General features: G+C 70.8%; 19 protein-coding genes. All 19 read right to left on the bottom strand.

What is annotated here, in order from left to right; genetic code table 11:
- Positions 1-372: 372 nt before the first annotated feature.
- The 19 genes from KBX71_RS24830 to KBX71_RS24740 all read right to left on the bottom strand — a co-directional run bounded on the left by KBX71_RS24830 (position 373) and on the right by KBX71_RS24740 (position 22,582).
- Positions 373-1,029, bottom strand: coding sequence for a class I SAM-dependent methyltransferase (locus KBX71_RS24830; protein WP_210820303.1), 657 nt, complete (start codon positions 1,027-1,029; stop codon positions 373-375).
- Positions 1,030-1,091: 62 nt separating this feature from the next.
- The gene (locus KBX71_RS24825; RefSeq protein ID WP_210820302.1) at positions 1,092-2,012 is read right to left on the bottom strand and encodes a glycosyltransferase family 2 protein; all 921 of its coding nucleotides are present in this window, start codon (positions 2,010-2,012) and stop codon (positions 1,092-1,094) included.
- A complete protein-coding gene (locus KBX71_RS24820) occupies positions 2,009-2,665 on the bottom strand; it encodes a glycosyltransferase (protein WP_374102641.1) in 657 nt (218 codons plus the stop codon). The genes KBX71_RS24825 and KBX71_RS24820 overlap by 4 nt, the downstream gene beginning before the upstream one ends.
- Before the next feature lie 35 nt (positions 2,666-2,700).
- Entirely contained in the window at positions 2,701-3,180 is a 480-nt protein-coding gene (locus tag KBX71_RS24815; RefSeq protein WP_210820301.1) for a UDP-N-acetylglucosamine--LPS N-acetylglucosamine transferase, read from the bottom strand.
- A gap of 224 nt (positions 3,181-3,404) precedes the next feature.
- The gene (locus KBX71_RS24810; protein WP_210820300.1) at positions 3,405-4,667 is read right to left on the bottom strand and encodes a hypothetical protein; all 1,263 of its coding nucleotides are present in this window, start codon (positions 4,665-4,667) and stop codon (positions 3,405-3,407) included.
- Complete coding sequence (locus KBX71_RS24805) at positions 4,664-5,566, bottom strand: sulfotransferase domain-containing protein (protein WP_210820299.1); 903 nt, start codon at positions 5,564-5,566, stop codon at positions 4,664-4,666. The genes KBX71_RS24810 and KBX71_RS24805 overlap by 4 nt, the downstream gene beginning before the upstream one ends.
- Positions 5,567-5,573: 7 nt before the next feature.
- A complete protein-coding gene (locus tag KBX71_RS24800) occupies positions 5,574-7,157 on the bottom strand; it encodes a lipopolysaccharide biosynthesis protein (protein ID WP_210820298.1) in 1,584 nt (527 codons plus the stop codon).
- Positions 7,154-8,476 (bottom strand): O-antigen ligase, encoded by a 1,323-nt coding sequence (locus tag KBX71_RS24795; protein ID WP_247684086.1) that lies wholly within the window; start codon positions 8,474-8,476, stop codon positions 7,154-7,156. Before KBX71_RS24795 ends, KBX71_RS24800 begins: the two co-directional genes overlap by 4 nt.
- A 20-nt stretch (positions 8,477-8,496) precedes the next feature.
- Complete coding sequence (locus KBX71_RS24790) at positions 8,497-10,107, bottom strand: lipopolysaccharide biosynthesis protein (RefSeq protein ID WP_210820297.1); 1,611 nt, start codon at positions 10,105-10,107, stop codon at positions 8,497-8,499.
- Between the two features lie 151 nt (positions 10,108-10,258).
- A complete protein-coding gene (locus KBX71_RS24785; RefSeq protein ID WP_210820296.1) occupies positions 10,259-12,178 on the bottom strand; it encodes a delta-60 repeat domain-containing protein in 1,920 nt (639 codons plus the stop codon).
- A gap of 236 nt (positions 12,179-12,414) precedes the next feature.
- On the bottom strand, positions 12,415-13,245 hold the full coding sequence (locus KBX71_RS24780; protein ID WP_210820295.1) for a phosphatase PAP2 family protein: 831 nt from the start codon (positions 13,243-13,245) through the stop codon (positions 12,415-12,417).
- A gap of 355 nt (positions 13,246-13,600) precedes the next feature.
- On the bottom strand, positions 13,601-15,304 hold the full coding sequence (locus tag KBX71_RS24775) for a glycosyl hydrolase (RefSeq protein ID WP_210820294.1): 1,704 nt from the start codon (positions 15,302-15,304) through the stop codon (positions 13,601-13,603).
- A 298-nt stretch (positions 15,305-15,602) separates the two neighbouring features.
- Positions 15,603-16,430, bottom strand: a complete 828-nt coding sequence (locus tag KBX71_RS24770) for a shikimate dehydrogenase (protein ID WP_210820348.1) — start codon at positions 16,428-16,430, stop codon at positions 15,603-15,605.
- A 102-nt stretch (positions 16,431-16,532) separates the two neighbouring features.
- A complete protein-coding gene (gene mltG, locus KBX71_RS24765) occupies positions 16,533-17,729 on the bottom strand; it encodes an endolytic transglycosylase MltG (RefSeq protein ID WP_210820293.1) in 1,197 nt (398 codons plus the stop codon).
- Complete coding sequence (gene ruvX / locus KBX71_RS24760; protein WP_184184558.1) at positions 17,729-18,187, bottom strand: Holliday junction resolvase RuvX; 459 nt, start codon at positions 18,185-18,187, stop codon at positions 17,729-17,731. Before ruvX ends, mltG begins: the two co-directional genes overlap by 1 nt.
- 72 nt (positions 18,188-18,259) lie before the next feature.
- Positions 18,260-20,938 (bottom strand): alanine--tRNA ligase, encoded by a 2,679-nt coding sequence (gene alaS / locus KBX71_RS24755; RefSeq protein ID WP_210820292.1) that lies wholly within the window; start codon positions 20,936-20,938, stop codon positions 18,260-18,262.
- A complete protein-coding gene (locus tag KBX71_RS24750) occupies positions 20,935-21,240 on the bottom strand; it encodes a hypothetical protein (protein ID WP_124823093.1) in 306 nt (101 codons plus the stop codon). The genes alaS and KBX71_RS24750 overlap by 4 nt, the downstream gene beginning before the upstream one ends.
- A gap of 29 nt (positions 21,241-21,269) precedes the next feature.
- Positions 21,270-21,734: a DUF948 domain-containing protein gene (locus KBX71_RS24745; RefSeq protein ID WP_210820291.1), complete on the bottom strand. Its 465-nt coding sequence runs from the start codon at positions 21,732-21,734 to the stop codon at positions 21,270-21,272.
- A gap of 149 nt (positions 21,735-21,883) precedes the next feature.
- Positions 21,884-22,582, bottom strand: a complete 699-nt coding sequence (locus tag KBX71_RS24740; protein ID WP_210820347.1) for a hypothetical protein — start codon at positions 22,580-22,582, stop codon at positions 21,884-21,886.
- Positions 22,583-23,425 lie beyond the last annotated feature (843 nt).

Here is a 23,425-nt window from a genome sequence, read left to right as displayed (position 1 = left end):
GGGCCAATGACGAAGGCGCAGTACACCGCTTTCGCCGTGATCATGTTAGTGACCGGCGTCGCAATCGGTAGGTTTGTAGTCGAGGCGGACTGGTCTATCTCGGGCGCGGTGGGTGTACTCATGGCCGCTGTGGCTACGGCCCTGCTCTACCTGCAGAAGAAGTAAGATTTGAATCTCTAAGCAGGTGAGCAGGTGAGCAGGTGAGCAGGTGAGCAGGAAGATCCTGTACCTCGCCGTGACCGTTGCGTTCGTCGCCATGGCCGTACTGCTCGTGGCAGGCACGCTGTAGCAGCGCTACCCGGCAGAGACGATGGATCTGCCGGGCGGGGAGGGTTGGCTGGACAAGGCCAACCCTCCCCGACGTCAACCCGCTCAGTGGTGTCGGATGGCGATAATCGACTTGGTCAGACCCGCCAGACGCTCATTACGGATCGTCGCGTCGGGAAACAGGTACTTGAGTTCGGCGCGGCCGATGAGTTCGGTCGTGAGCACCTGCCTCATCGCCGCCTCGTACGACTTGCCGGGGTTGTAGGCGAGCGGCCACTTACGCGCCATCACCACTCGCGCCGACACCGGCAGGAACTGCATCCCCGGGGCCACCCAGTGCGGCTCGACCGGGAAGTACCGGTACGGCGTCTGCACCCAGTACGCGCGCCCCAACTCACGGACCGCGTCGGCCATCCGCTGGCGGCGCTCGTGGCCACCGACGTGTTCCAGGACGCTGTTGCTGAAGACGAGGTCGTACTTGCGGCTCAGGATGCTCTTGGGCAGCTCACAGGCGTCGGCGTGGTCGGCCTCGGCCCACTCTGGTAGCTCCGTGGGCAGCGGCTCCAGGTTGACCACGTGGACGTGTGCCGGCCGGACGGGGACGCGCGCCCAACTGTCCACCCGGCCGCCCAGGTCGAGGACGGTCATGTCGGCCAGGTCCGGGAAGGTGTCCGAGAGCCAGGCCGCGCGCCGCGCACGGCGTTTCGCGCCGAGCGAGGTCGGCGAGTCGACGAGTCGGAACCTGAGCGAGTGAAGTCCCATGAATGGTTGTCCTTTGATCTGCTGTGGGCTCGTTGAGGAGGGCGGGGCGTCGTCCGGCTCGTTCAGATGCCCCGGCCTCGTTTGTGCAGCGTGCGCAGCACCGCGTCGGCCCGGACCATCCGTCCGGCCACGGCGAGTGCGAGGTAGGCGCGTGGCTCGCGGGGGTTGCGCCGCAGCGTTCGCCGGGCCCAGCGCAGCGCGCCCCGCCGGTCACCGGACGCGGCCCGCGCGAATGCGATCTGCCCGGTCACCCGGGCCTCGCCGGCCGGCTGGCTGGCGAACTCCGGGTAGCGCTCCAGCAACCACTGCAACGCCTCGGAGATGGTGTCCCAGCGTTGCGCGAAGTAGGAGCGCTTGTGCCACCGCACCAGCACCGACGGGGTACGCAGGTTGAGCAGCGGCGCGCTGCGCGCGGCCCGCAGCAGGAACTCGTAGTCCTCGGCGTAGCTGCCCGGGATCTCCTCGTCGACAAGCCCGAACCCGTCGCGCAGCGCGCCGGCGCGAATCAGGAACGTGGACGGGTGCAACTCGGTCATCCGGTCGCGCAGCAGGTCGGCGAGGGTGATCCGGTCCTTGTCCAGCACCCGGTCGACGGTGGTGCCGTCGTAGCTGACCCGGATGCCGCAGCAGACGAACTCCGCGTCCGGGTCGGCGGCGAGTGCGGTCACCTGCGCGGCCAGTTTGCCGGGCAGCCACTCGTCGTCGTCGTCGCAGAAGGCGATCAGGTCACCACCGGCGGCCAGGGTGCCGCTGTTGCGGGCCCCGGCCAGGCCCGGTGTGCGGGTGTTGTGGATGACCCGGACCACGCGGTCCGGGTCGGCCGACTCGGCCAGGGACTCGTCCGGCACCGACTGGTCGTGGACCACCACCACCTCGACCGCGCCGGGATACTCCTGGGTCAGGATCGCGCGCACCGCGGCCCGCAGCAGTTCCGGGCGGTCCCGGGTGGGCACCACGACGCTGACGCTCGGCTGCCGGGTCAACGGGTCTCCTCCGCACCGCGGCGGAGCCGCGCCCACACCCTCCGCCGCGGCGGGCGCCGCGCCGATCGGGCCACCAACTCCTCGACGATCGCACCCACCCGGGCCACCGCGGCGACCTGCGCCCGGTGCGCCTGCGGGTCGGCCGCCACCGCGTACCGGGAGGGTTCGTTCAGCCCGGCGTCCAGCGCCTCGTACAGCTGCTCCCGGGTTTCGCAGAGCACCACCATGCCGGCCGCGCCGAGCCGGCGGGCGAAGAGCTGCTGGTGGTCGTCCACGTGTTCGCCGCGTTCCGGGTCGCGGGGCACCACGATCGGCAGGTGGCCGTGCCGGCGGGCCTCCAGGATGGTGGCCGGGCCGCCGTGGCAGACCACCAGGTCGGCGCGAGACATTGCCTCCTGCAGGGCGGCGTGGCCGAGGAACGACACCGCGCCGGGCACCGCCGGCGCCCGGGTGTGTCCGTGTTGCAGGGTCAGGTCCACCGGGCCGACGGTCTCCGCGTGCCACTGCGTCAGCCAGTCGACGAGCCGACCGAAGGGGTGCTTGTCGGTGCCGACGGCGACCAGCACCCGCAGCTGGTCGGTCGAGGCGGTGTCGCGTTGCCGCGGCAGGCGACCGTGCTCGGCGTCGGTGCTCGACTGGGGTTCGGGCGGCAGCGGACGCCGGGTGGTGCCGGTCGTCGCCTCCCCGCTCACAACAGCGTCCCGACGACTGTGGCTTCCGGGTACTGCCGCCGCTGCTCATCCCACTGCACGAGCATCGCGGACAGGAAGGGGCGACACAGTCGGGCGGTAAGCGTCGGGGTGTCGATCCGGTCGTACACCTCGATGTAGATGGTTGGTATACGCCGCAGCCGGGCCAGCACCACGAACGGCACGGCCACTCCGGCACCCGTGGTGACGACCGCCTCGACCCGCCGCTCGCGCAGCACCCGCCAGGCGAGCACCGCGTTGCGCAACAGGTTCGGCACGTTACGGGTGGTCGGATGGTGCGCCGGAACCAGGTCCTCGCCGGCGAGCAGCGACACTGCCTCCGGTGTGTCAAAGGTGACCCAACAGCGCCGCCGGCTCTCGTACCACGGCCGTAGTGCCAACAATTGAGCCAGGTGCCCGCCGCTGGATCCGACCAGTAACAGCACCGGCGGTTCTTCGGCCTCGATCTTCGTGTCCACGCGACTCCCCACAAGTCCGCTTGGAATTACGGTCCACGCCACGCATGAGCAGATCACACGTTTGCCGGCCGCTGTATAGCGCGACCGGTCGTTCGCCTGCCCACCACGTACGGTGGTTGGTCCCACAGGTCGCCCGAGCCATATCGACGTTCATCACGACCTGCGTCTTCTTCGTCACTCTGCGGCGCCGCCCCCGGCGCCGTCCTCCCGGCGATTTCCCCGGATCAGCCGCTATGTCGTTTCTCGATGACGTCCAGCAGCGCGGGGTGCAGCGCGGCGTTCCAGCCCGCGCCCGCGTCCGCCAGCCGCCAGGTCCGCAGCCACATCTCCAGCAGGTAGCCGTCGGCCACCAACCGGCTCTGCGCCGGGCCCAGACCGAGCCGGTCACCGTGCCGATCGAGGTACGCGTCGACGGCACCGGCGGCCACCGCGGCCGGATCGCCGCGCAGCACCAGGGCCCGCTGGAACGCGTCGTGCGCCAGGTCGAACCCGACCGGCACGTCCGGGCCACTGTGCTCCCAGTCCCAGGCGACTAACCGTCCGGCGTGCTCGCCCAGGTTCCACGGCACCCAGTCACCGTGCCAGTGGCCGAACTCCACAGCGGTGCCCCCGTGCCGCCGGGCCAACACCCGGACCGCGTCGACGGCCCGAGCACCGGCAGCCCCGCTGGCGGCGGCGCGCTTGGCCTGCCCGGTCAGTCGCGCCAGGAACGCCGACCCGGCCAGCGGTCGGGGCGGCGTCCCCGGCCCACCACGTCGGGCCACCGCGAGCAGCGCCGCGATCCGGGGCGGGTCGTCGACCGGCACCCCACGTACCGCCGGGGGTAGCGGCTCGATCACCGCGACCACCTGGTCGGCCCAGGTCAGCTCGGCCAGCAGGCCCGGCGGTACCGGGTGGTCGGCCGCGCCGGCAACGGTCCGCAACGCCCGCAGCGCGTCCGCCTCGGCGGTGACCAGCGCGCGGGTCGCGTCGTTCCAGCCGATCTTGGCGTACCCGCGCGGGCGGCCGTCGGCGCTGAACAGTTGCAGGGTGGGCTTGTGGTTGGGATCCGGTGGGCGGACGCCGAAGGCGGCCAACAGCGGGGTGCCACCGAGCGCCTCGGCGAGCCGTTCGGTCAGCAGCACCTCGGCCGCGGACACCCCGGCGGGCACCGAGACGGTCAGGGTCGGGAACGGGGCCAGGCCCACCGCGCCGAACCGGGCCAGCCCGCCGACCACGGCCCGCAACGCCCGCACCTTCGGAGGTCGCAGCGCGTTGTACGCCAGCAGGGACGCGGCCGCGGCGCGGGGCGCGCCCAGCGGCACCAGGAACCGGGCCCGGGCCGGCGAGGGTACGACGGCGTAGTGGGCCACCGCGCGATGGCCGACCGGCGGGTCGCCCCCCACTGTCAACGCGACCCGCCGGTCGGGGAAGACCGCCCGGCTCACCCAACCCAGGCCGTCCGTCCGTGACCGGGGATCCGCCGTCGCGTCGACCTGCGCGGTCACGCCGCCCGGTCCGCCCAGTCGAGTTCCAGCCCGAGCCGCTGGCGCAGCGCGTCGTTGTACGGCCGGTAATACTCGGTCAACTCGGCACGCAGCGCCGGCTCCAGCGGTGCCGAGCGCCGGTCGTTGTAGACCTTGAAGTCGGGCAGGTCGTACGCGGGCAGCCCCAGGAAGTCCAAGGTCCGCCGGTAGGTGGCACGCGCGTCGCGGTACAGGTCCTCGCTGGGCAGGAAGAGGATCTGGCCGGGATCGAAGCGCTCCAGCCACGGTTCCAGGTGCTCAAGGTAGCGACCCCGGGCCCGGTACGTGTACCAGTCGTACGGCTCGCTGAAGGACTCCGGCTCGGCGATCAGCCGCTCCCGCTCCCCCGCCGTACGCTCCGGCTCGGCGGCCAGCGCGGCGGCGAAGTCCAGCGGCTCGATGCCGTGGGTGCGGCGTTCCTTCCAGTGCGAGTACGCCCGCTCCACCGGGTCGCGCAGCAGCACGATCAGCTTCACCGTCGGCATCAGCCCGGCGACCCGCTGCGCGGCGAGCGGGTGGAACATGTAGAGCGGGGCGGCCTCGCCGACCCGGACCGGCCCGCCGTGCCGCTTGGTCAGGGCCGCACGCTGGCGCTCGGTCGAGAAGTGCGAGCGGTACCACGCCTCCCCGCGACCCCAGTGCTCCTCGAAGTAGTGCGCCGACTTGGTGTTCCAGGCCGGGAAGAGCCGGGGCACCAGCGGGTGCTGGACGAGGTAGTTCCACAGCGAGGTGGTGCCACCCCGCTTGGTGCCGATGATGAGGAAGTCCGGCAGCGCCCGACGGTCGCTGGTCCGCACCCCGTAGTCGACCAGGGAGTCCTTCAACCGATTGGTCACCTGGGCCGGCACGAGCTGTTTCACCCGATCTCGGATGGACGACACAGCGTTCTCACCTGTCCTTCGTCGACGTCGCGGCGGCGTCGGCGGCGAGCGGCGCCGCCGTCCGACCGGGACGGAACTGCTTCATGGTCACCCGGATGCGCCGTCGCACCGCGGGCACCGTCAACAAGCCGACGCAGCCGGTGACCAGCACGATCAGTGCCACCACCAGGCCGGCGATCCCCCGACCGCCGGTGAGCACGCCGGCCAGCGCCGCGATCCCCACCCCGACGACGACCGCTGCCGCCGCCCGGGCCAGCGCCAAGTCGACGAGCGGCTGGCCGATCACCACCCGGGCGCAGACGAAGGAGATCAGATTCTCGGTGGCGATGCCGACCGCCCAGGCCAGAGCGGCACCCGTCACTCCGTACTGCGGGATCAGCCACAGTCCGAGCGAGACGGTGACCACCAGCCCGGCCACCGTCGCGACCAGGTGCAGGCCACTGCGCCCGCTCATCAGCAGCAGCGTCTGGACGTTACCCACGCCGGTGTTGACGAGCATGGCCAGGGCCAGCACGGTGATCGCGGTGACTCCGGCGGTGAAGCCCGGCCCGAAGAGTTGCAGGAACGCCAGCCCGAACACCGCGAGCAGGAGGTAGACCGGCCACGACAACACCAGGGCCCAGGTGGTCATCTGCCGGTGAACCGCTGCGGCCGCGGCCCGCTCACCGGCACCGAGCAGGCGGGACAGCTGGGGCGACACCGCCACCCGCAAGCCCTGCATGGCCAGTTGCCCGGCCAGGATGTAGCGGCCGACCGCGCCGAACACGCCGGCGTCGGCCTGCCCGGCGAGCACCGAGGTGAGCAGCACGCCGACCCAGACGGCGCTGGCGTCGATCGCGGCGGAAGCGGCGCGGGGCAGCGCGAAACGCCAGAACGTCGACCAGTCGGCCCGTTCGGGGCGCAGCGCCGACCCCCGGCCGACGCCCAGCGGGCCCGTCACCAGCACGAGGCAGACCAGGATGGCGATCGCCGCCGGGACCACCCAACCGATCATGCCGGCCAGGACGCCACCGCTGCCGACGGCCGCCACGCCGACCAGCAGCGGCCGGGCGACCGGCACCAGGACGGACTGCACCCCGACGTACGCCCGGATCGGGCGGACGCAGCGCAGGACGGCCAGCAGGAGCGTCATCGCCACCACCAGCGGCACCGTGGCGAAGCTGACCGCGAGCAGGGCCGTGTCGGTGCCGCCGCGTCCGTCCAGGAGATGGGGTGCGAGCGCGTCGGCGGCGAAGACCCCGCTGACGGCGACGACGACGGCGGCCGCCAGCGGAGGCAGTAGCGCCACCGGGAGCACCCGTGCCGCGTCGCCTCCGCGGCCGACACGCCGGCGAGGCAACGTCCAGATGAGCCCGGTCTCCGCGCCCAGGGTGCAGATGGCGGCGGTCACCGTGACCACTCCGATCGCCGCGAAGAAGGCGCCCGAGCCGACGGTGCCGTAGCTGCGGGTGATCACCACCGCCAGCAGGAAACCGAACAGCCCGTTGGTCGCGGCCCCGGCAAGCCCCGCCAGGCCGGTGCGGGCGCTGCGCCGCGCCTCGGCCGTACCGTCGGCGCCGGAGCCGACGGCGGCGCGGGTTCCGGTGGTCATGCCGCCAACGCCTTCGGGCTCCGGACAGGGTGCTTCGGACTGGCCCCCGCCTCCCGCTCGGCGAGCGCCATCGCGACGGCGACCCCGAAGTACGCGATCGTGATGGTGGGGTCGGCCATGCCGTAGAACGGGATCTGCACCAGGCAGATCACCGGGACCACAGCCAGCCACTGCCCGGGCGCCGAACGGGCCCTGGCGCTCTTCAGCGTAACGATCACGAACCAGGCGAGGAAGAAGAGCAACGCCGGTACGCCGTGACTGAACAACACCGTCCAAAGCTGCCCCTGGGTGCCCACCGGCACCTCTGCCGTGACCGTGTCCACGGTGACCGGAGCGCCGTACCCGAGCCACGGCGAGTCCGCGATGCGCCGGAGGACCTCGGCGTAGAGGGAGAACCGGTCCGTGTTCGTGTCGGTCGACTCGACCCGATTGTTGATCAACTCGGCGACCGGGATCAACAGGCTGCCGAGCCCGCCGATGACCAGGACCCCGACGACGGACGCGCCCACCCGGACGTTCCCGCGCACCGCGGCCCGCACCCCGAGCACGGCCAGGCCCACGCCCAGGCTCGCGAACATCGTCCGGTTCAGGGTGAGGAAGGCCGGCACCAGCGACAGCGGCAGCGACACCAGCAGCGCCCAGCGCAGGATCCCGCGCCGACGCAACATGGTGAACGCCACCACGCACGGCAACGTCATCGCGTACGCGCTGCCGTAGTTGTTGGTGTACGGGAACGGCGCCGCCGGCCGGTAGATCGGGTTGAGCGCCACCTTGCTGTACTCGGTGGCGGTGCTGTGCACCAGGTCCTGCATGTACGGGTGGCTGGCCATCCCCCCGGGCAGCAGCATCTCCACCGGGGTGGTCAGCGCGAAGCGCGGCGCCAGCACACCGAGCCACCCCAGCGCGACCAGGCCGAACCAGAACACGCAGATCGGCACCAGCGCCGCAGCCGCGTCGGCCCGCTCGCGCGCGTACACGTACACGTAGACGCCGAGGACGAGTGCGGTGACGTAGTAGCCCAGCCGCAGACCGAACGGTAGGAGCGAGGCCGGCGAGGGCAGTTGGGTGGCGCTGAGCAGCACGAGGGCGAGAAACAGCAGCCAGGTGCCGGTGGCCGGTGGCAGCGGCACCCGCCCCCGGACGATCAGCAACGCCAGCAGCACCGCGCCGAACAGCGGCCAGATCAGGTAGAACGCGCCGGCCAGCCACCACAGCGGAACCAGACCGAACATGATCAGCAGCGGCCAGATGGGCAGCCGGGGCGGCAGCGGCGCGGCGTTGGCCGACAGGCCGCTCGCGTCCGGCTCGTTGCTGGCCAGGGCGACGGCGACGACCACCCTCAGCCCCGTCCGCTGCGAGTGAGCACGAACCCCAGCGGGGACACACCGGCCGCCCGCAGCCGCTCGGCGAGCCGGCGCAGGTCACCCTGACGGGTCCTGTCCTGCTCCACCACCACCACCGCGGTGCCCTGGCGGGCCGCCGCGACGCCGCGCTCGTCGGCCTCGGAGGGTGGCGCGTTGAAGAGCACCACTCCGCTGGAACCGCGCTGCCGCCACGTGCCGAAGCGCACCTTGCCAGCTCCCACCGGCACGTCCTCCCCGCTCTTCCCGATCGGGCTCGGGCCGCTCGCGGCCGTGCTCGGGCTCGCTCGGGGCAGGGTCAGGGTGGCGTCCGGGTCCGATGACGGGTACGCGCCGACCGGGTAAGGGGACGGACGACGGGCGGGGACCTGGTCGGTGACGTCAGCACCGCCGGCCGAGCCGGCGACCCGCGGCTTCGGGACGACTGGACGTGCCGGGTTGGCCACCGCGGACAGCTGGTCCCGGTCCGCCAGCACCGCGGCACGCAGCTTCTCCAGACGACCGCTGTCGTCGGCCACATACACCTCCCGGCCGGGTGCGGCGAGCGCGACCGCGAGACCGGCGGTGATGGCCGTCTGGTCCTCGTTCGTGGTCAGCAGCGCCACCCGGGCCGGCTCGCGAACCTGCTCCGCGATCGCCATCGCCACATACCGGATGTCGGCGGCGACCGCCTTTCCTCGGCCCCGGAACAGCCGGCCGCGCACGGTGCCGAGCAGCGGCAGGCCGGTGACGTCCCGCCCGTCCTGGACCGATCGAATCCGGCGGTCCGCGGACTCCCAGGCGTACGCCAGCACCACGCCCGCCAGTGCGCCACCGAACAGACCGGCCAGAACGTAGAGCAGTATGTGCCCGCCGGAGGAGACCAGGACCTTTTCCGCGCTCTGCGTGATCCAACCCGGATTGACGTCGACGGCCGCGATCTCCGTGCGCGACGACTTCAACTGGGTCAGCTGATTGTTGATGCCGCCCAGTTCGGCGATGGCAGCGTCCAACGAACCGTTCCGTGCGCTCGCGATTCGCCGCTGCAACAGATCCTGCTGCCTCTCCACCTCCGCGACACTCTCGTCGTACCGCTTCAGCATCTCGGCCCGCTGCTTCTCGTACATCATCCGGCGCACGTCGAGGTAGGTCTGGGCGGCGAGATTGACGTTGTTCACCGCCTCGTTGGCGGAGCGACCGGTGTAGGAGAAGCGCAGGATCTGCCCGCCGGTCGGCACCTCCACCTCGAGGGCGTCCCGCACATCGCTCGGGTCCCCGCCCTCGTCGGCCAGCCGCTGCACCACCTCCGTCCCGGTGGCGATGCCGCTCTCCACGTTCATGTTCACCGCTCGGTCGGCGGCGGCGCCGCTCGGCGTGAACGCATCGGTGACGACCGGGCGGACCGCCACCACGGCGCTCGCGGTGAACGCGCTCGGCATGATCAGGACGTACCCGAGGGCGGCGAGCAGACCGAAGGCAGCGACCGCCCCCACCAGCCGGATCCGGTGCAGAGGGACGCGGAGCAGGTCGGTCAGTGTGACCGTCCGGGCCGGCGTGCCTCCACCGCCGAGTGCGTCGGCGGACCAGGAACCGGGAGGTGCATCAGCCATGAAACTTCACCGTCTGTTGTGAGTTGCCTGGACGTGTGGACGCCTGCCACGACAGGCGCCCTACGTCTCCGTTGACGCTTCGGGCCGGCGACGTGGTCCGCCGCCGGCCCGATCGTGAGCTATCGATTCTCCGCGACGACAGGGCCCGTCGTCACTGCACGGAGAAGAACATCCGCGGCGTGGACCAGGTCAGGTCGCCGCTCGCCGGTGCGATCGCCGTGCTGGTCGTACCGTCGACGACCAGGTCAGCGGTGGGATCGAACGACACGCTCCGTAGCGTACCGTCGGTCGCGCCGTACACGATCCGGCCGTTGACCCAGGCCATGCCTCGCACCGACGACCAGGTGACTCCGCTCGTCGGCAGAGCGAACTCGGTGGCGCCGAGATAGTTGCCGTCGATCTCGAAGTAGCGGTAGTAGAGCGCGTTGGCGCCGCTGCGGGTGTAGTAGAGCCGGCCGTCGAGGTAGAACGCCCCGGTCAGGCCCGCGGCGTTGAACCAGTCGTTGAAGCCCGACGACTCCCAGGGGACGCCGATGGCGCCACCGTTGAACATGGAGACGTCGAGCCGACTGCCGGTGGGAGTGCCAGCCACCGTGTGGGACCAGTAGATGCGGTCGCTCACCCGCCAGGTCGCCCCGGCGTTGGTGTAATTGGGCTGACTGACGGTGGTGGGGGCACCGACCGCCGAACCGTTGAACGAAGCCTTGGCCAACTGGCCCTCACCGGTGCCGAGGTAGAGGTTGCCGGTGGCCGCGGTCGGCGGGTTCTTCGGGGCGAAGGTGCGACCGCCGGCAAGCGGGAACATGCCGAGCCGGCCGTGGTACTCGCTGCCCATTCCGTCGGAGTTGTGCCCGAAGTAGAGCCCGTCGCTGCCCCGCCAGAGCACGGGGACCTGTGAGCCCCAGTTGCTGGTGCCGGCAGGCATGGACGCGCTGCCGCGACGGCCGGGGTTCCAGGCGACCGGCAGGCCGGTCGCCGGGGTGACCGCGGCGATGCCGAGCCGATCGATCGCGCCGTTGCCGGCCGCGTCGCTGGCATTCGGGTTGTTTAGCCACCGGAAGTGGCCCCCCAGGTAGATGACGTTGTCCGCGACCTCCACTGAGGTGATGGTGTCGTTACCGGTGTAGTCGACCCAGGTGCCGAGTTGACCGGTCCCCCGGTTCGCGGTCTCGAACCGGATCAGCGCATCGCAGTAGGCGGCCGGCCAGCCGGCGCCGCCGTTGGTGCCGACGACGAACCAGCTGCCGTCCGCGCCGAACTTCAGGTCCTGCACGTAGTGCACGAAGGTCGTGGGCGCCGCGCACGGCGCAACGAACTTCTCGGTGCTCCAGTCCAGCACCGTCGGCGTGCCGGACAGGTCGATCATCGCCATCTGGTTACGGGACAGCCCGTTCACCAGGGTGAAGTTGCCGCCGGCGATCATCGTCTGCCCGTCCGGGGTGACATCGATCGTCCAGCCGTACGAGCCGATGCCATGCCGCCCGACGGTGGCGTTGATGTTGAAGGTCGGATCGATCGCGCCGGTGGTGGCGTTGAGTCGACCAAGCCCCGAGTGCGAGGTGCCGTTCAACCAGTTGAAGGCGCCGGCGACGTAGAGCCAGTTGTCGCGCAGCACCATGTCCCGAATCATGCCGCCGTCGGACCGGCCGACCCAGCTGCCGATCGTCGCCCCGGTCGTGGGATCCAGGGCCACCAGGTTCAACCGGGCCACGCCATTGACGTTCTTGAACCCGCCGCCGACGATGAGCGTGCCATTCGGGCCGGGGATCAGGGAGTTGACCGGGCCGTCGAGAACCGGCAGGAACGTGGTGGAAATGGTTCCGGTGGTCCGGTCGTACGAGAACAGGTAACTCTGCGTCACCCAGGCGGCGCTGGCGTTCTGCCGGATCTGGGTGAAGCTGCCTCCGACGTACACCTGCGAGCCGACCTGCGCGAAGGCACGGGTCTCACCGTCGCGGCCGTGCGGGGTGTTGTCGGCGGGATTGGTCGACACCAGGGTCGCCGTCTCCGGGGCCGGCACCACGGCGGCCGAGGTGGCGGTGGGAGCAATCAACACCGCGGCGACGGTCATCAAACCGACCGCGGCCACGCGGACACGGAATCCGGCAGACGACCGAGAGAGCGGAACTTTGGGCACGCTGCGCCTCCAAGTTGGACGAGAACCCGCGTAGCGTGCCTCGCCGATCATATTTTGCGATATCCGCCGAGTGGGCTGTCGCCAGCCCCACGCGACGACGATGGACGGCTTTTGTATCAGGTGTCAGACCACCTCGGCGTACCGCTGTGGAACAGCGATGCGAAACCCGATCAGGTGGTGCTGGTCACCGCGACGGGAGTTTCGTCCGCGGACCGAACGGGCGGACGCACCCGATTCTCGGCCACCAGCACGGTCAGCACCATCACACCGAGCAGCAGGATGGCGAAGATCCAACCACCGATCACGTCGGTGAACCAGTGCCGCTCGGCATAGATCCGGGTGTAGCCCTCCACGGAGACCAACACGGTCAGCGCCGTCGCGATGGCGATCCGGCCGCGTCTCGGGATGTTCCAGGTCAGCCCCGCCAACATCGCGATGGTGCCGAAGGTGAGCATGACCCGGGCGCACCCGCCGGAGGGGTAGGTGCCCAGGTCGGTGGGAGGGTGGCCGCGGTTGACGGTCAGCGCCAGGATCTGCTGGGTGTACTGCTCGACGACGAACTGCAACGGCATCGCGACCAGCGGGATCCACCATCGGCGGCGTCGCCAGGCGATGGCGAAGCCGATCGCCGCGACCACCGTCACCCACTTGAGCGGGTAGCGGTCCCCGATCGCGGTGATGAACGAGTTGATGTCGGCCCACGTCTCGACACGACGGGCATGCACGTACTCGAAGACCGAATTGTCGAGGGTGGGTTCCAGTTTGGACAGCAATTCGCCGAGAGGCCAGCAGATCGTCACCACTGCCGCGCACCCGGCGAGCAGGACGACCAGGGCGGCCCCCAGTTGGCCGAAAGCCTCGGTGAGCCCGGCCACCGCGACCCGCAGCCGGTCGGCCATTCGGCTGGCCCGCACGGCCGGCACCCAACGGGTCGCCACCACCGGAACCAGCAACACCGGTACCAGCACCGACAACGCCCCAAGAGCGTAGATCAGGACCACGGTCGGACACCGCCGCCCGGTCGAGCGGCGGCTGAGCCCGCCACGTCCGCGGCGCACAGCCCCCTGATGTTCGCCGACGTCATCGGTCCCCTCTCACCCGGGCACCGAGCATCGACCCCGTTCAGGATCCGCTGGCACCACCGCATGGCGTTCGAGGTGACACGTTAGGGGACTGGGACGCTCCGCGAAAGCCGCCGTTCTGTCCGCTCCCCGTCAACCCTCCGTCCTGATCTCGGCAATCTTCGGGGCCGCGCCATCGACCGAACTTTCCTATTGCGGCCGAGTCACAATCACGACAGTGGCGAATTCCGACGGCAGCATCTGGGCTGAGGGCTCGTCGTCGGTCCGGAGGTCGTCAGCGACTCCCACCGGTCGGCTGCCGCAGGTACGGGTCCTGGCCAGCCTGCGCGAAGCCGGCTACTGCCGAGGCGTCGTGATTCATCGTCATGTCGCAGGTCGACGTGCGGCTGGTCATACCGGCCGAGTTGAAGTAGATCGCCGCCTTGATCTTCGGGTGCGCCTTCAGCGCCGCCGGGAAATCCTGGAACCAGCGTTGCTTGGCGCCCAGGTCGGCGGAGTTGAAGTTGGTGCCGAACTCGGCGAGCATCCGGGGCTTACTGGCGCCGATGCCGTTGTTGTCCAGCCAGCTGTAGAAATCGCCGATGGTTGTTTTCGGGCTCTTCCATACGGTGCTGCCGTTGCAGACGTGGAAGTTGTACGGGTCGTAGGCCACCCAGTCGACGTACTGGTCACCGGGGTACAGGCCGGCGTACCGGGAGTGGTGCCCGGACCAACCCATCATCGTCCAGACCCAGACCGCGTTTGTCGCGCCGGCCCTGGTGAACCGATCGTGGACGTACCGCCAGGCCCGGACGAAGTCGGCGTCGCTGCCCTTGGCCGGCTCGTCCTCCGGCTCGTGGTCGAAGCCGATGAAGACCGGCACACCGGCGGCGCGGATCCGGCCCGCTACCGCGTCGATGGTGTCGTCCTGTTTGCCACCGTAGACATCCGACCACTTGAGGGTGGTGCCGGCGGAGAAGTCACGGGACTCCCAGGCGAAGAACATCAACCGGCCTTCGCGCATCTGCTGCGACTCGTACACGTCGGGGAAGGCGCCGTTGCTGCCGGCGTTGGAGAAGTCGTGGTAGCGGTGCACGATGTCGAACTTGCGCCCGACCTGCGTCTCCACGTCGGTGACGGCTTTGCCGTGGTCCCAGCCGCCGGCCGCGCCGGTGGGCGTGTACATGCCCCACCAGGCGCCGCAGGACGGGACGAGCTTGTCCGAGACGGACCCGCACTTGCCGGACGGAAGGGTGCCGCTGGCGCTCGGGGTCGCCGTCCGGGTCGGGGCGATGGTCGGCGACGGCTTCGGCGCGGTGGTCGGCGACGCGCTCGGTGAGGGCGGCGGCGCCGGCCGGGTGGGGGTCACCGGCGAGGGCCGGGCCCCGAGGTCGTAGCTGATCAGCAGGCTGGGCCGCAGTTCCGGGTTGCGGTTCTCGACCGACGCCCAGTAGATCCGGCTCTCCAGGCCGCTCTGCGCCAACGAGACCGTCCAGGTGCCGTTGCCGGTGACCAACTTGGAGACGTCCCACTCGTTGAAGCCCTTGGACACACCGGTCACGCTGTCCAGTGCGGCACCGGCCGACGTCAGGGGAGGCCGCGACTCGCGGGCGCTCAGCGGCGAGGAGTGCGCCGTCACGGTGGCGGCGAACTGCTGCCAGGCGTGCACCCGCAGCGTCGCCCGCACGTTGACCGCGGCGGCCGGCACCGTGGTCACCGCGAACTCGATGACCGCGTCGCGGCCACCGCGCGGGTTACCGTCGCAGCGAGTCGCGCAGGTAGCCAGCGTCGGCTTGACCGCGTTGTCACCGTCCTGCGACACCGTGGTGGCGGTAGTGTCCGCCGCCGCCCGGATCGACAGGTCATCGCCGGCCAGCAGCGGCATCATGGTCGCCACGATGCCCGCCACCACCGAACCGCCGACCACGCCGATGGCAATCGCCTTGCGCCGGGGTCCAGAACGGAACCGGGTGATGCGGTGCAGTCCGTGCCTGGTCAAGGAAACTCCCTGTGTCTGCGTCCGTAACGGTGAGCAGCGTATCGATGACCAGGACATGCGGCAGGTAGGACAGCTTTCCGTAAGCGCGTCTTAACCGTCAGCTAAGAAACCGCCTCAGGGACATCGGCGGGCTCTGGCCGCTGATGCGACCGAAGCCCGCTCTCCACCTTGCCTGGGGGGCGCGCGCCGAGTCAACGGGGCGGGTTGGGAGCCTGCCTGCGGGACGTGTCGCGGCTACCTGCGACCGCGACGGATCGCCAACGGGATGGCGCCGGCGGTGAGCTGCCTGTTCGGTCCGTCAGCCGGCGCGAGCGGCAGTCAGCGCGGCAGCCATCGCCGCCCTCGGCGCGGCAACGCCAGTGAACTGCTCGAACTGCCCGACCGCCTGGGCCAGCAGCAGGTCCAGACCGGAGACGATGCGGCAGCCGGCCTCGTCGGCGGCCGTCGCCAACGGTGTCGGCCACGGGTCATAGAGGGCGTCGAAGAACACCGCGCCCGGCCGCCAGGCAACCGCGCCGGCCAGCGGGTCGGCGACCCCCTTCGGCACCGTGGAGACGACCACGTCGGCGGTGGAGAACCGCCGGGACGCGTCGGCCCATGGTGCGGGCGCCAGCGCGACACCCAGGGCGTCGGCCACCGGGCGCAGCTCGTCGACCGCCTCCGGTCGGCGGGCCACCACGGTCACCGACGAGCAGGCCAACTGCGCGGCGGCGGCGAGCGCGGCGCGGGCCGTCCCGCCGGCGCCGAGCACCGTCACGGCGGCACCGGCGCTCACGCCGGCGTCGGTGAGCACCCCCACCATGCCGGCGACGTCGGTGTTGTCCGCGTACCAGGATCCGTCCGGACGGCGTACCAACGTGTTGGCCGCGCCGACGGCGGCGGCGACCGGTGACGCGGTGTCGGCCACGGCGAGCGCCGCCTCCTTGCCGGGCATGGTCACCGACAACCCGGCCCACTCCGGGCCCAGGCCGGCGACCAGATCCGGCAGCTCCGCCGCCGCGCACTCGATCCGGGTGTACGACCACCCGGTCAGGCCGGCGGCGACGTAACCCGCGGTGTGGATCACCGGGGAGAGGGAGTGCGCGATCGGCTTGCCCAGCACCGCGGCCCTACGCGTCGACACGATCACCGCCGGTCACTGTCGACATCATCTCTCCGCTCTCCCCCACACGTCGGGATCGACTCCAACCAGCAATGGGAGGGGAGCCCTTAGGCGGCACCCGGCCGGTCAGATGATTCCTGCTTCTCTCGCCCTCGCCTCGTTCTTCTGGTGACCCTCGTACGTTTCAGCAAAAGCGGAGTGACCCTTATCGTCGATCGCCACGAAGTAGATCCACTTGCCGGGCGGCGGGTCCATCGCCCCTTCCAGGGCCTGCTTGCCGGGGTTGTTGATCGGGGTGGGGATCATGCCGCGCAGCTTGCGGTTGTACGGGTTCTTCTCGTCGTCCAACTCGGCCGCCGTCATCTGCTTGGACGACTTGGTCGGCTTGCCGATCGACTCCAGGTAGTAGTTGACAGTGACGTCCATCTCCAGGCAGTTACAGTTGAACTCGCCGTACACCCGGTTGTAGGCCACCCGGGCGACCTTGCCCAGGTCGTCCTTGTTGCCTGCCTCGGCCTGGGCCAGTGAGGCCACGATAAGCGCCTCGTACGGGCTGACCTTGCGCTCCTCCTGCACCCGGTCGGCGAACTTCATCTCCCCGCTCACCGAGAGGAAACGGTTCACCATCAGCTTGAGGACGCTCTCGGCGGTGGACTTCGGCGGAATCTCGTACGTGTCCGGGTAGAGGAAACCCTCAATGGACTTGACGACCTTCTTGCCGTCGTCGCGCTTGAACCACCAGTCCGGAACGCCGAGCGCCTCCGGGTCCTTCGCGGCGGCCTGGAAGTCCTTGACCGGGACCTTGGTCTTCTCGGAGAGCAGCTTGTAGATGTTGAAGCTCGTCCGGCCCTCGGGGATGGTCAGCCCGTTGACGATCTTGTTCTTCAGGTCGAGCATCGCGGTCACGGCGTTCGCGCCGCTCATCTGCTTGCGCAGCTTGTACGTGCCCGGCTGGATGTTCTTGCTACGCGAGTTGGCCTCGGCCGCCTCGATGAAGGCCTTCTGGCTCTTCACCACGTCGGCCGCCACCAGGGCGTCGGCCATGTCGGCGATCAGCGCGCCGCCCTTGATCTCGACGGTGATCTCACCGGCCCCGCCGCCGTCGTAGTCGGGGGTGACGAAGTAGTTCTGGATGCGGTCGAAGCCGTAGAAGGCGCCGCCGCCGATGCCGCCCAGCAGGAACAGGGCCATCAGCAGGGCCAGGAACGTCTTGCCCCGGCTGCTGCCGCCGGACCCGCTCTTGCGCTTGCGGAAGCCGCGCCGGTGCCGACCCTTCTCCCCCCGCTCCGGCTCGTCGAACCCAAGATCTAGATCGTCGATCATTACGTCCGCCTCCGCTGCGCGTCCAGCCAGCTCTGCAGGATCTCCACCGCGGCCGCCTGATCGACAACCGCACGTTGACGTTTACCTCGGACGCCACGCTCGGCAAGCCTACGAGAAGCGACCACGGTCGACATCCTCTCGTCAGTGAGCGTTACCGGGACAGGCGCTATCACATCGACCAGTCGGTCAGCGTACGCCTTCACGTGGACGGCCGCAGGGCCGTGCTTGCCGGCGAGATTGACCGGAAGGCCGACGACAACCCCGACGGCCTCGTGCTCGGCCACCAACGCGGCCAGCTCGGCGAGGTCGCTCGGCACCGCGTCCGGCGCCGCCGTGAGGTCGCGGGCCAGGGTGACCAGCGGCGTCGCCAAGATCCCGTCCGGATCCGAGCGGGAGATGCCCACCCGCACCTGACCGACATCCACGCCGATCCGCACGCCGCGCGTCAACTCAGCCACCGAGGGTCACCGCCGGTCGGGTACGAGTCAGGGCGGACCACATGGCCCGCCCTGACTCGCAGTGATGATGCATCACGCCTCAGTGATCGCCTTCTCGACGGTGAGCAGCAGGTTCGGCGCCTCGGCCGCGGGCAGACCGCCGCCCTGGGCCAGGTCGGGGCTGCCACCGCCGCGCCCGGAGAACGCCGCCTTCACCAGATCCGACGCGGCCAGGCCGCGACCCCGCGCCGCCGCGTTGACCGCCACCACCAGGGACGCCTTGCCGTTCGACCGCGCGGCCACCGCCACGACCGCCGGCCGCGCCGGGTCGATCTTGCCGCGGATCTCCTGGGCGAGCGTTCTCACATCGTTGCCGGCCGCGCCCTCCGGCGCCTCGGTGCCCACGTACGCGACCCCGCGCACGTCCTTGGCCTGCGCCGCGAGCGCAGCCGCGCCACCCAGCACCAGCTGGGCGCGCAGCTTCTCCAGCTCCTTCTCGGCGTCCCGAAGTTGGGTGACTGTCTGCTCCACCCGGTCGGCGACCTGATCGTTGGGCACCCGGTACAACTCGGCCAGCCGGGAGACCAGCAGGTGCTCCTTGGCCAGGAAGCCGAAGGCGTCCATGCCGACCAGCGCCTCGACCCGGCGGACACCGGAGCCGATCGACGACTCGGAGAGGATCTTCACGAGGCCGAGCTGGGCCGAGCGGGCCACGTGCGTGCCGCCGCACAGCTCCCGGGCGTAGTCACCCACCTCGACGACGCGCACCTCCTCGCCGTACTTCTCGCCGAAGAGCGCCATTGCGCCGATCCGCCGCGCCTCGTCCAACGAGGTGATGAAGGCGTGCACCTCCAGGTCGGCCAGGAGCACCTCGTTGACCTGCTGCTCCACGTCACGCAGGACGCTCGGCGACACCCCGGTCGGGGTGTTGAAGTCGAACCGGAGCCGGCCGGGGGCGTTCAGCGACCCGGCCTGTGTGGCCGACTCGCCGAGGAAGTTGCGCATGGTCTGGTGCACCAGGTGCGTGGCGGTGTGCGACCGGGAGATCGCCCGACGCCGGGTCGTGTCGATCTCGGCGAAGCCAGCCTCACCGGCGCGTACCTCGCCCCGGATCACCCGGGCGCGGTGCACGATCAGGCCCGGCACCGGCTGCTGCACGTCGAGCACCTCGACCTGCCCGCCACCAACCGTGATCATGCCCTGGTCGGGCTGCTGACCACCGCCCTCGGCGTAGAACGGGGTGGTGTCCAGCACCAGCTCGATGGTGTCGCCCTCGGTCGCCGCCTGACGCGGGCCGTCGGCGCCGAGCAGCGCCCGCACCGTCGACTCGCGGGACACCTCGCTGTACCCGGTGAACGTCACCGGCCCGCCCGCGTCCAGCACCGACCGGTACGCCGACAGGTCGACGTGCCCCGTCTTGCGGGCCTGCGCGTCCGCCTTCGCCCGGGTCCGCTGGTCGGCCATCAGCCGCCGGAAACCCTCGTCGTCGACAGTGAGGCCCTGCTCCGCGGCGATCTCCAGGGTCAGATCGATCGGGAAGCCGTACGTGTCGTGCAGCTGGAACGCCTTCGCCCCGGACAGCGCGGAGCCACCCGCCGTGCGGGTCTCCGCGATCGCGGTGTCCAGGATCGTCGTCCCGGCACGCAGCGTCGACAGGAAGGCTTCCTCCTCCGCGTACGCGTAGTCCGCGATCCGGTCGAAGTCGGTCGCCAGCTCCGGGTACGACGGCGCCATGCAGTCCCGGGCCACCGGCAGCAGCTCGGGCAGCGCCCGGTCCTGCCAGCCCAGCAGCCGGATCGACCGGATCGCCCGCCGCATGATCCGGCGCAGCACGTACCCGCGACCCTCGTTCGACGGGGTCACCCCGTCGCCGATCAGCATCAGCGCGGTCCGCACGTGATCCGCGATCACCCGCAGCCGGACGTCGTCCGGGTGCGACTCGCTGGCCACGTGACCGGAGTGCGCGCCGTACCGCTTACCTGTCAACTCGGCCGCCCGGGCCAGGATCGGCCGGACCTCGTCGATCTCGTACAGGTTGTCCACACCCTGCAGGATCGAGGCCATCCGCTCCAGGCCCATGCCGGTGTCGATGTTCTTCGCCGGCAGGTCACCCAGGATCGGGTAGTCCTCCTTGGTCGTGCCCGGACCCCGCTCGAACTGCATGAAGACGAGGTTCCAGTACTCCATGTACCGGTCCTCGTCGACCGCCGGGCCGCCCTCACGGCCGTACTCCGGGCCCCGGTCGTAGAACAGCTCCGACGACGGACCGCACGGCCCGGGAATGCCCATCGACCAAAAGTTGTCCGCCTTGCCCCGGCGGACGATCCGCTCGGCGGGCACCCCCACCGACCGCCAGATCTCGTACGCCTCGTCGTCGTCGAGGTAGATCGTCGGCCAGATCCGCTCCGGATCCAGCCCGTAACCACCCTCGGCGATCGGCTTCGTGGACAACTCCCAGGCCAGCGGAATCGCGCCGGCCTTGAAGTAGTCACCGAAGGAGAAGTTGCCGTTCATCTGGAAGAACGTGCCGTGCCGGCTGGTCTTGCCGACCTCGTCGATGTCCGGGGTGCGCAGGCACTTCTGCACGCTGACCGCCCGCTGGTACGCGGGCGTCTGCTGACCCAGGAAATACGGAACGAACTGCACCATGCCGGCGTTGACGAACAGCAGGTTCGGGTCGCTGATGGCGGGCAGCGGAGCGGACGGCACCACGGTGTGGCCATTCGCCTCGAAGTGCGCGAGGTACCGCCGCTTGATCTCCGCCGTCTTCATCGCTGGTGTTCCTCCGGAAAGATTTCTCGATCGCCGATGCGCGGGTCTTCCCGCAGGTCGGCGAACTTGTCGTCGAACGCCTCGCCCTGGGCGAACGCGTGGTGGATCTCCTGCTCGCGTTCGGCCATCCCGACCCGGACGTCCTCCACGAAACTACGCAGCGACTCGACGAGCCCGCCAGCGGATTCCGTCAGCGAGCTGGCGATGCCCGCCGGCGTGTACGACTGCGCGGTCCGGGTCGCCTTGCGGACCACGACCACACCGACGGCCACCCCGATACCGAGCCAGAACAAGCGCCTCATGTCCCGCTACCCCCTGGTACGCCGGTCGGTCAGCTGTTGCCGCGTCGCGCGGCCCGTCGCTGCTGCTTGATGGTGTCGCGTACCTCACGCTCGGTCTCGGCGTGCCGGCGGCCGGCGGCGGCCTTACGCACGCCGTAGCCGAACGCGGCCACCTTGACCAACGGGTTGGCGGCCGCGGCGGAGACGACGGTGGCCAGGTTCGCGACGTTGGCGGTGACGTTCTGCGCGTGGCTGGTCATGGTGTCGACCTTCGCCAGCTGGAGGTTCACACCGTCGAGCGAGATCTGCACCTGCTCCAGCGCGGTGTTGACGTTCTTCACAGTGGTGTTCACGTCGCCGAGCAGCGGAGCGGTCCGATCGTTGAGGTCGTTGATCATGCGGGTGGTGGCGTCAACCGTGTGCCGCAGCCGCAGGATGGGCAGCGTCAGGATGAGCACCAACACCGCGAACGCGGATGCCGCGACCAGCGCCGCGATCGCTAAAATGTCGCCCACGCCTGTCCTCCTCAAGCAGAGTTCCGCAGGACCCGACGTCCCGGGAACGCACAACCATGGCACCCGTACCGGTCGCCGAGCCGTCGGCGGTCACCGGTGGCGGGCGTGCCCGCCAGCCCCAGACCCTACCGTCCGTGATGGAGGCCGGCTCAGGACGGTGAGGGTGTCGGCTCACCCAGCGGGTCCGCACTGACCGTCGGGAACGGATCCTCACCGGTCAGTGACGGGTCGGTGGTCGGCTGCGGCCTGGTCCGCTCGTCGTCGATCGCATTGCGCACCTTCACCGACACCAACGAGCCGGCGCACTCGGTCGCAGCGGCCGACGGGTCGGCGGACGGGTCGGCCGACGGGTCGGCGGACGGCACGACTGCCGGCTCCCCGTCGACCGGCGGCGGCACACAGGTCGGCTCGCGTACCCACAGGTCGAGGGTCAACTCGTCGCGACGCCAGCAGGTGTAGCTGCCCTTCGTCTGCTGCTCCGGGCAGCGGCTCACCTTCCACGGCCGCCACCCGTCCTGGCGCAGCGCGTCCTCGTAGACCTGCGCCGTCTCCTTGGGCGCCTTCTCCGAGGTCACGGTGCGTTCACGCAGCCGGCAGTCGAGCAGGCACCAGCGGCTGCCACTGACGTCGTCGACAGTCTTCGCGGCCGCCCAGCCGGGCACGCCGAGCTGGTCCAGGTTGTCGAAGACCGGGTCACGGCTCAGCGTCCGGATGCCGAAGAAGAGCGGCACCGCACCGAGCAGCACGACGCTGACCAGCACCAACACCGCCGCGCGCAGGCGGCGTCGTTCACGGGTCTGCCGGCGTTCCTCGGAACGGGCACCCGGCGCGGCGTCGTCGTCCGGCACGTCCTGACCGGCCGAACGCAGGGCCGGTCCGTCGGAGGGCTCCGGCGCCGGCCGGTCGACCGGGCCGGACGCGGACGGCACCACGGCTGCGGCGCGGGCCACGCCGACGGGCTCGCCGGCGCGGCCGGGCGGCGGCACGGGCGCGACACCGCTCGGCTCGGCACGACCGGGCTCCCGATTCGGAGGCAGGGCACGTCCGGCGGCACGGTCGGCCGGCGCGGGTCGACCGACCGGCGCACCACCACGGGCCAGGCCGGCCGGCCCCGGTTCACCGACCGCCCGGTCGTCGGTGGGCGGCTGCGCGCCGGGCGGGCGGACGGCGGCACGAGCCGGACCGTCCGGACGTGAACGTGGCGGACCATCCACACCCGGCGGCACCGCCGCACGAGCCGGGCCGTCCGGACGTGTCGCGTCGACACCCGGGCCGGGACGCGGTGGGCCGTCGACGCCACGGCGCACGGCGCCGGGTGCGGGCGCGTCGCCGGGGATGGGTCGGGCCCGGCCGGGTGGGGCGGAGCGGACCGCCCCCCGAGCCGCGGGACCGGCGGCGGGCCGCCCACCGGCGTAGGGGTCGTCGCCATGGTCGCCGGCCGGCCCGGGTCGACCCGAGCCGGCCGTACCCTCCTGGCCGGGCTCGGCTGGTGGACGACGTCGTCGGCCGGCCGGATCCGGGGTGGGCGGTGCGTCCGGGCCGTGCCGACCGGTGGGGTCCGGAGTCGGTACCGCTGCGGCGCCCCGCCCACGGGCGGGCCGTTCACCGGGCGCCGGCGGATAGGGCAATGCCTGCTCTCCGGTGGATCCCGACGCGTCGGGCCGGACGGCGCGACGACCGGTCGGTGCGTC

The sequence above is a fragment of the Micromonospora sp. D93 genome, assembly GCF_018070365.1.
GTDB lineage: Bacteria > Actinomycetota > Actinomycetes > Mycobacteriales > Micromonosporaceae > Micromonospora > Micromonospora ureilytica.
Note: the sequence above shows the minus strand (reverse complement) of the source record. Positions and strands in the feature narration are given on the sequence as shown.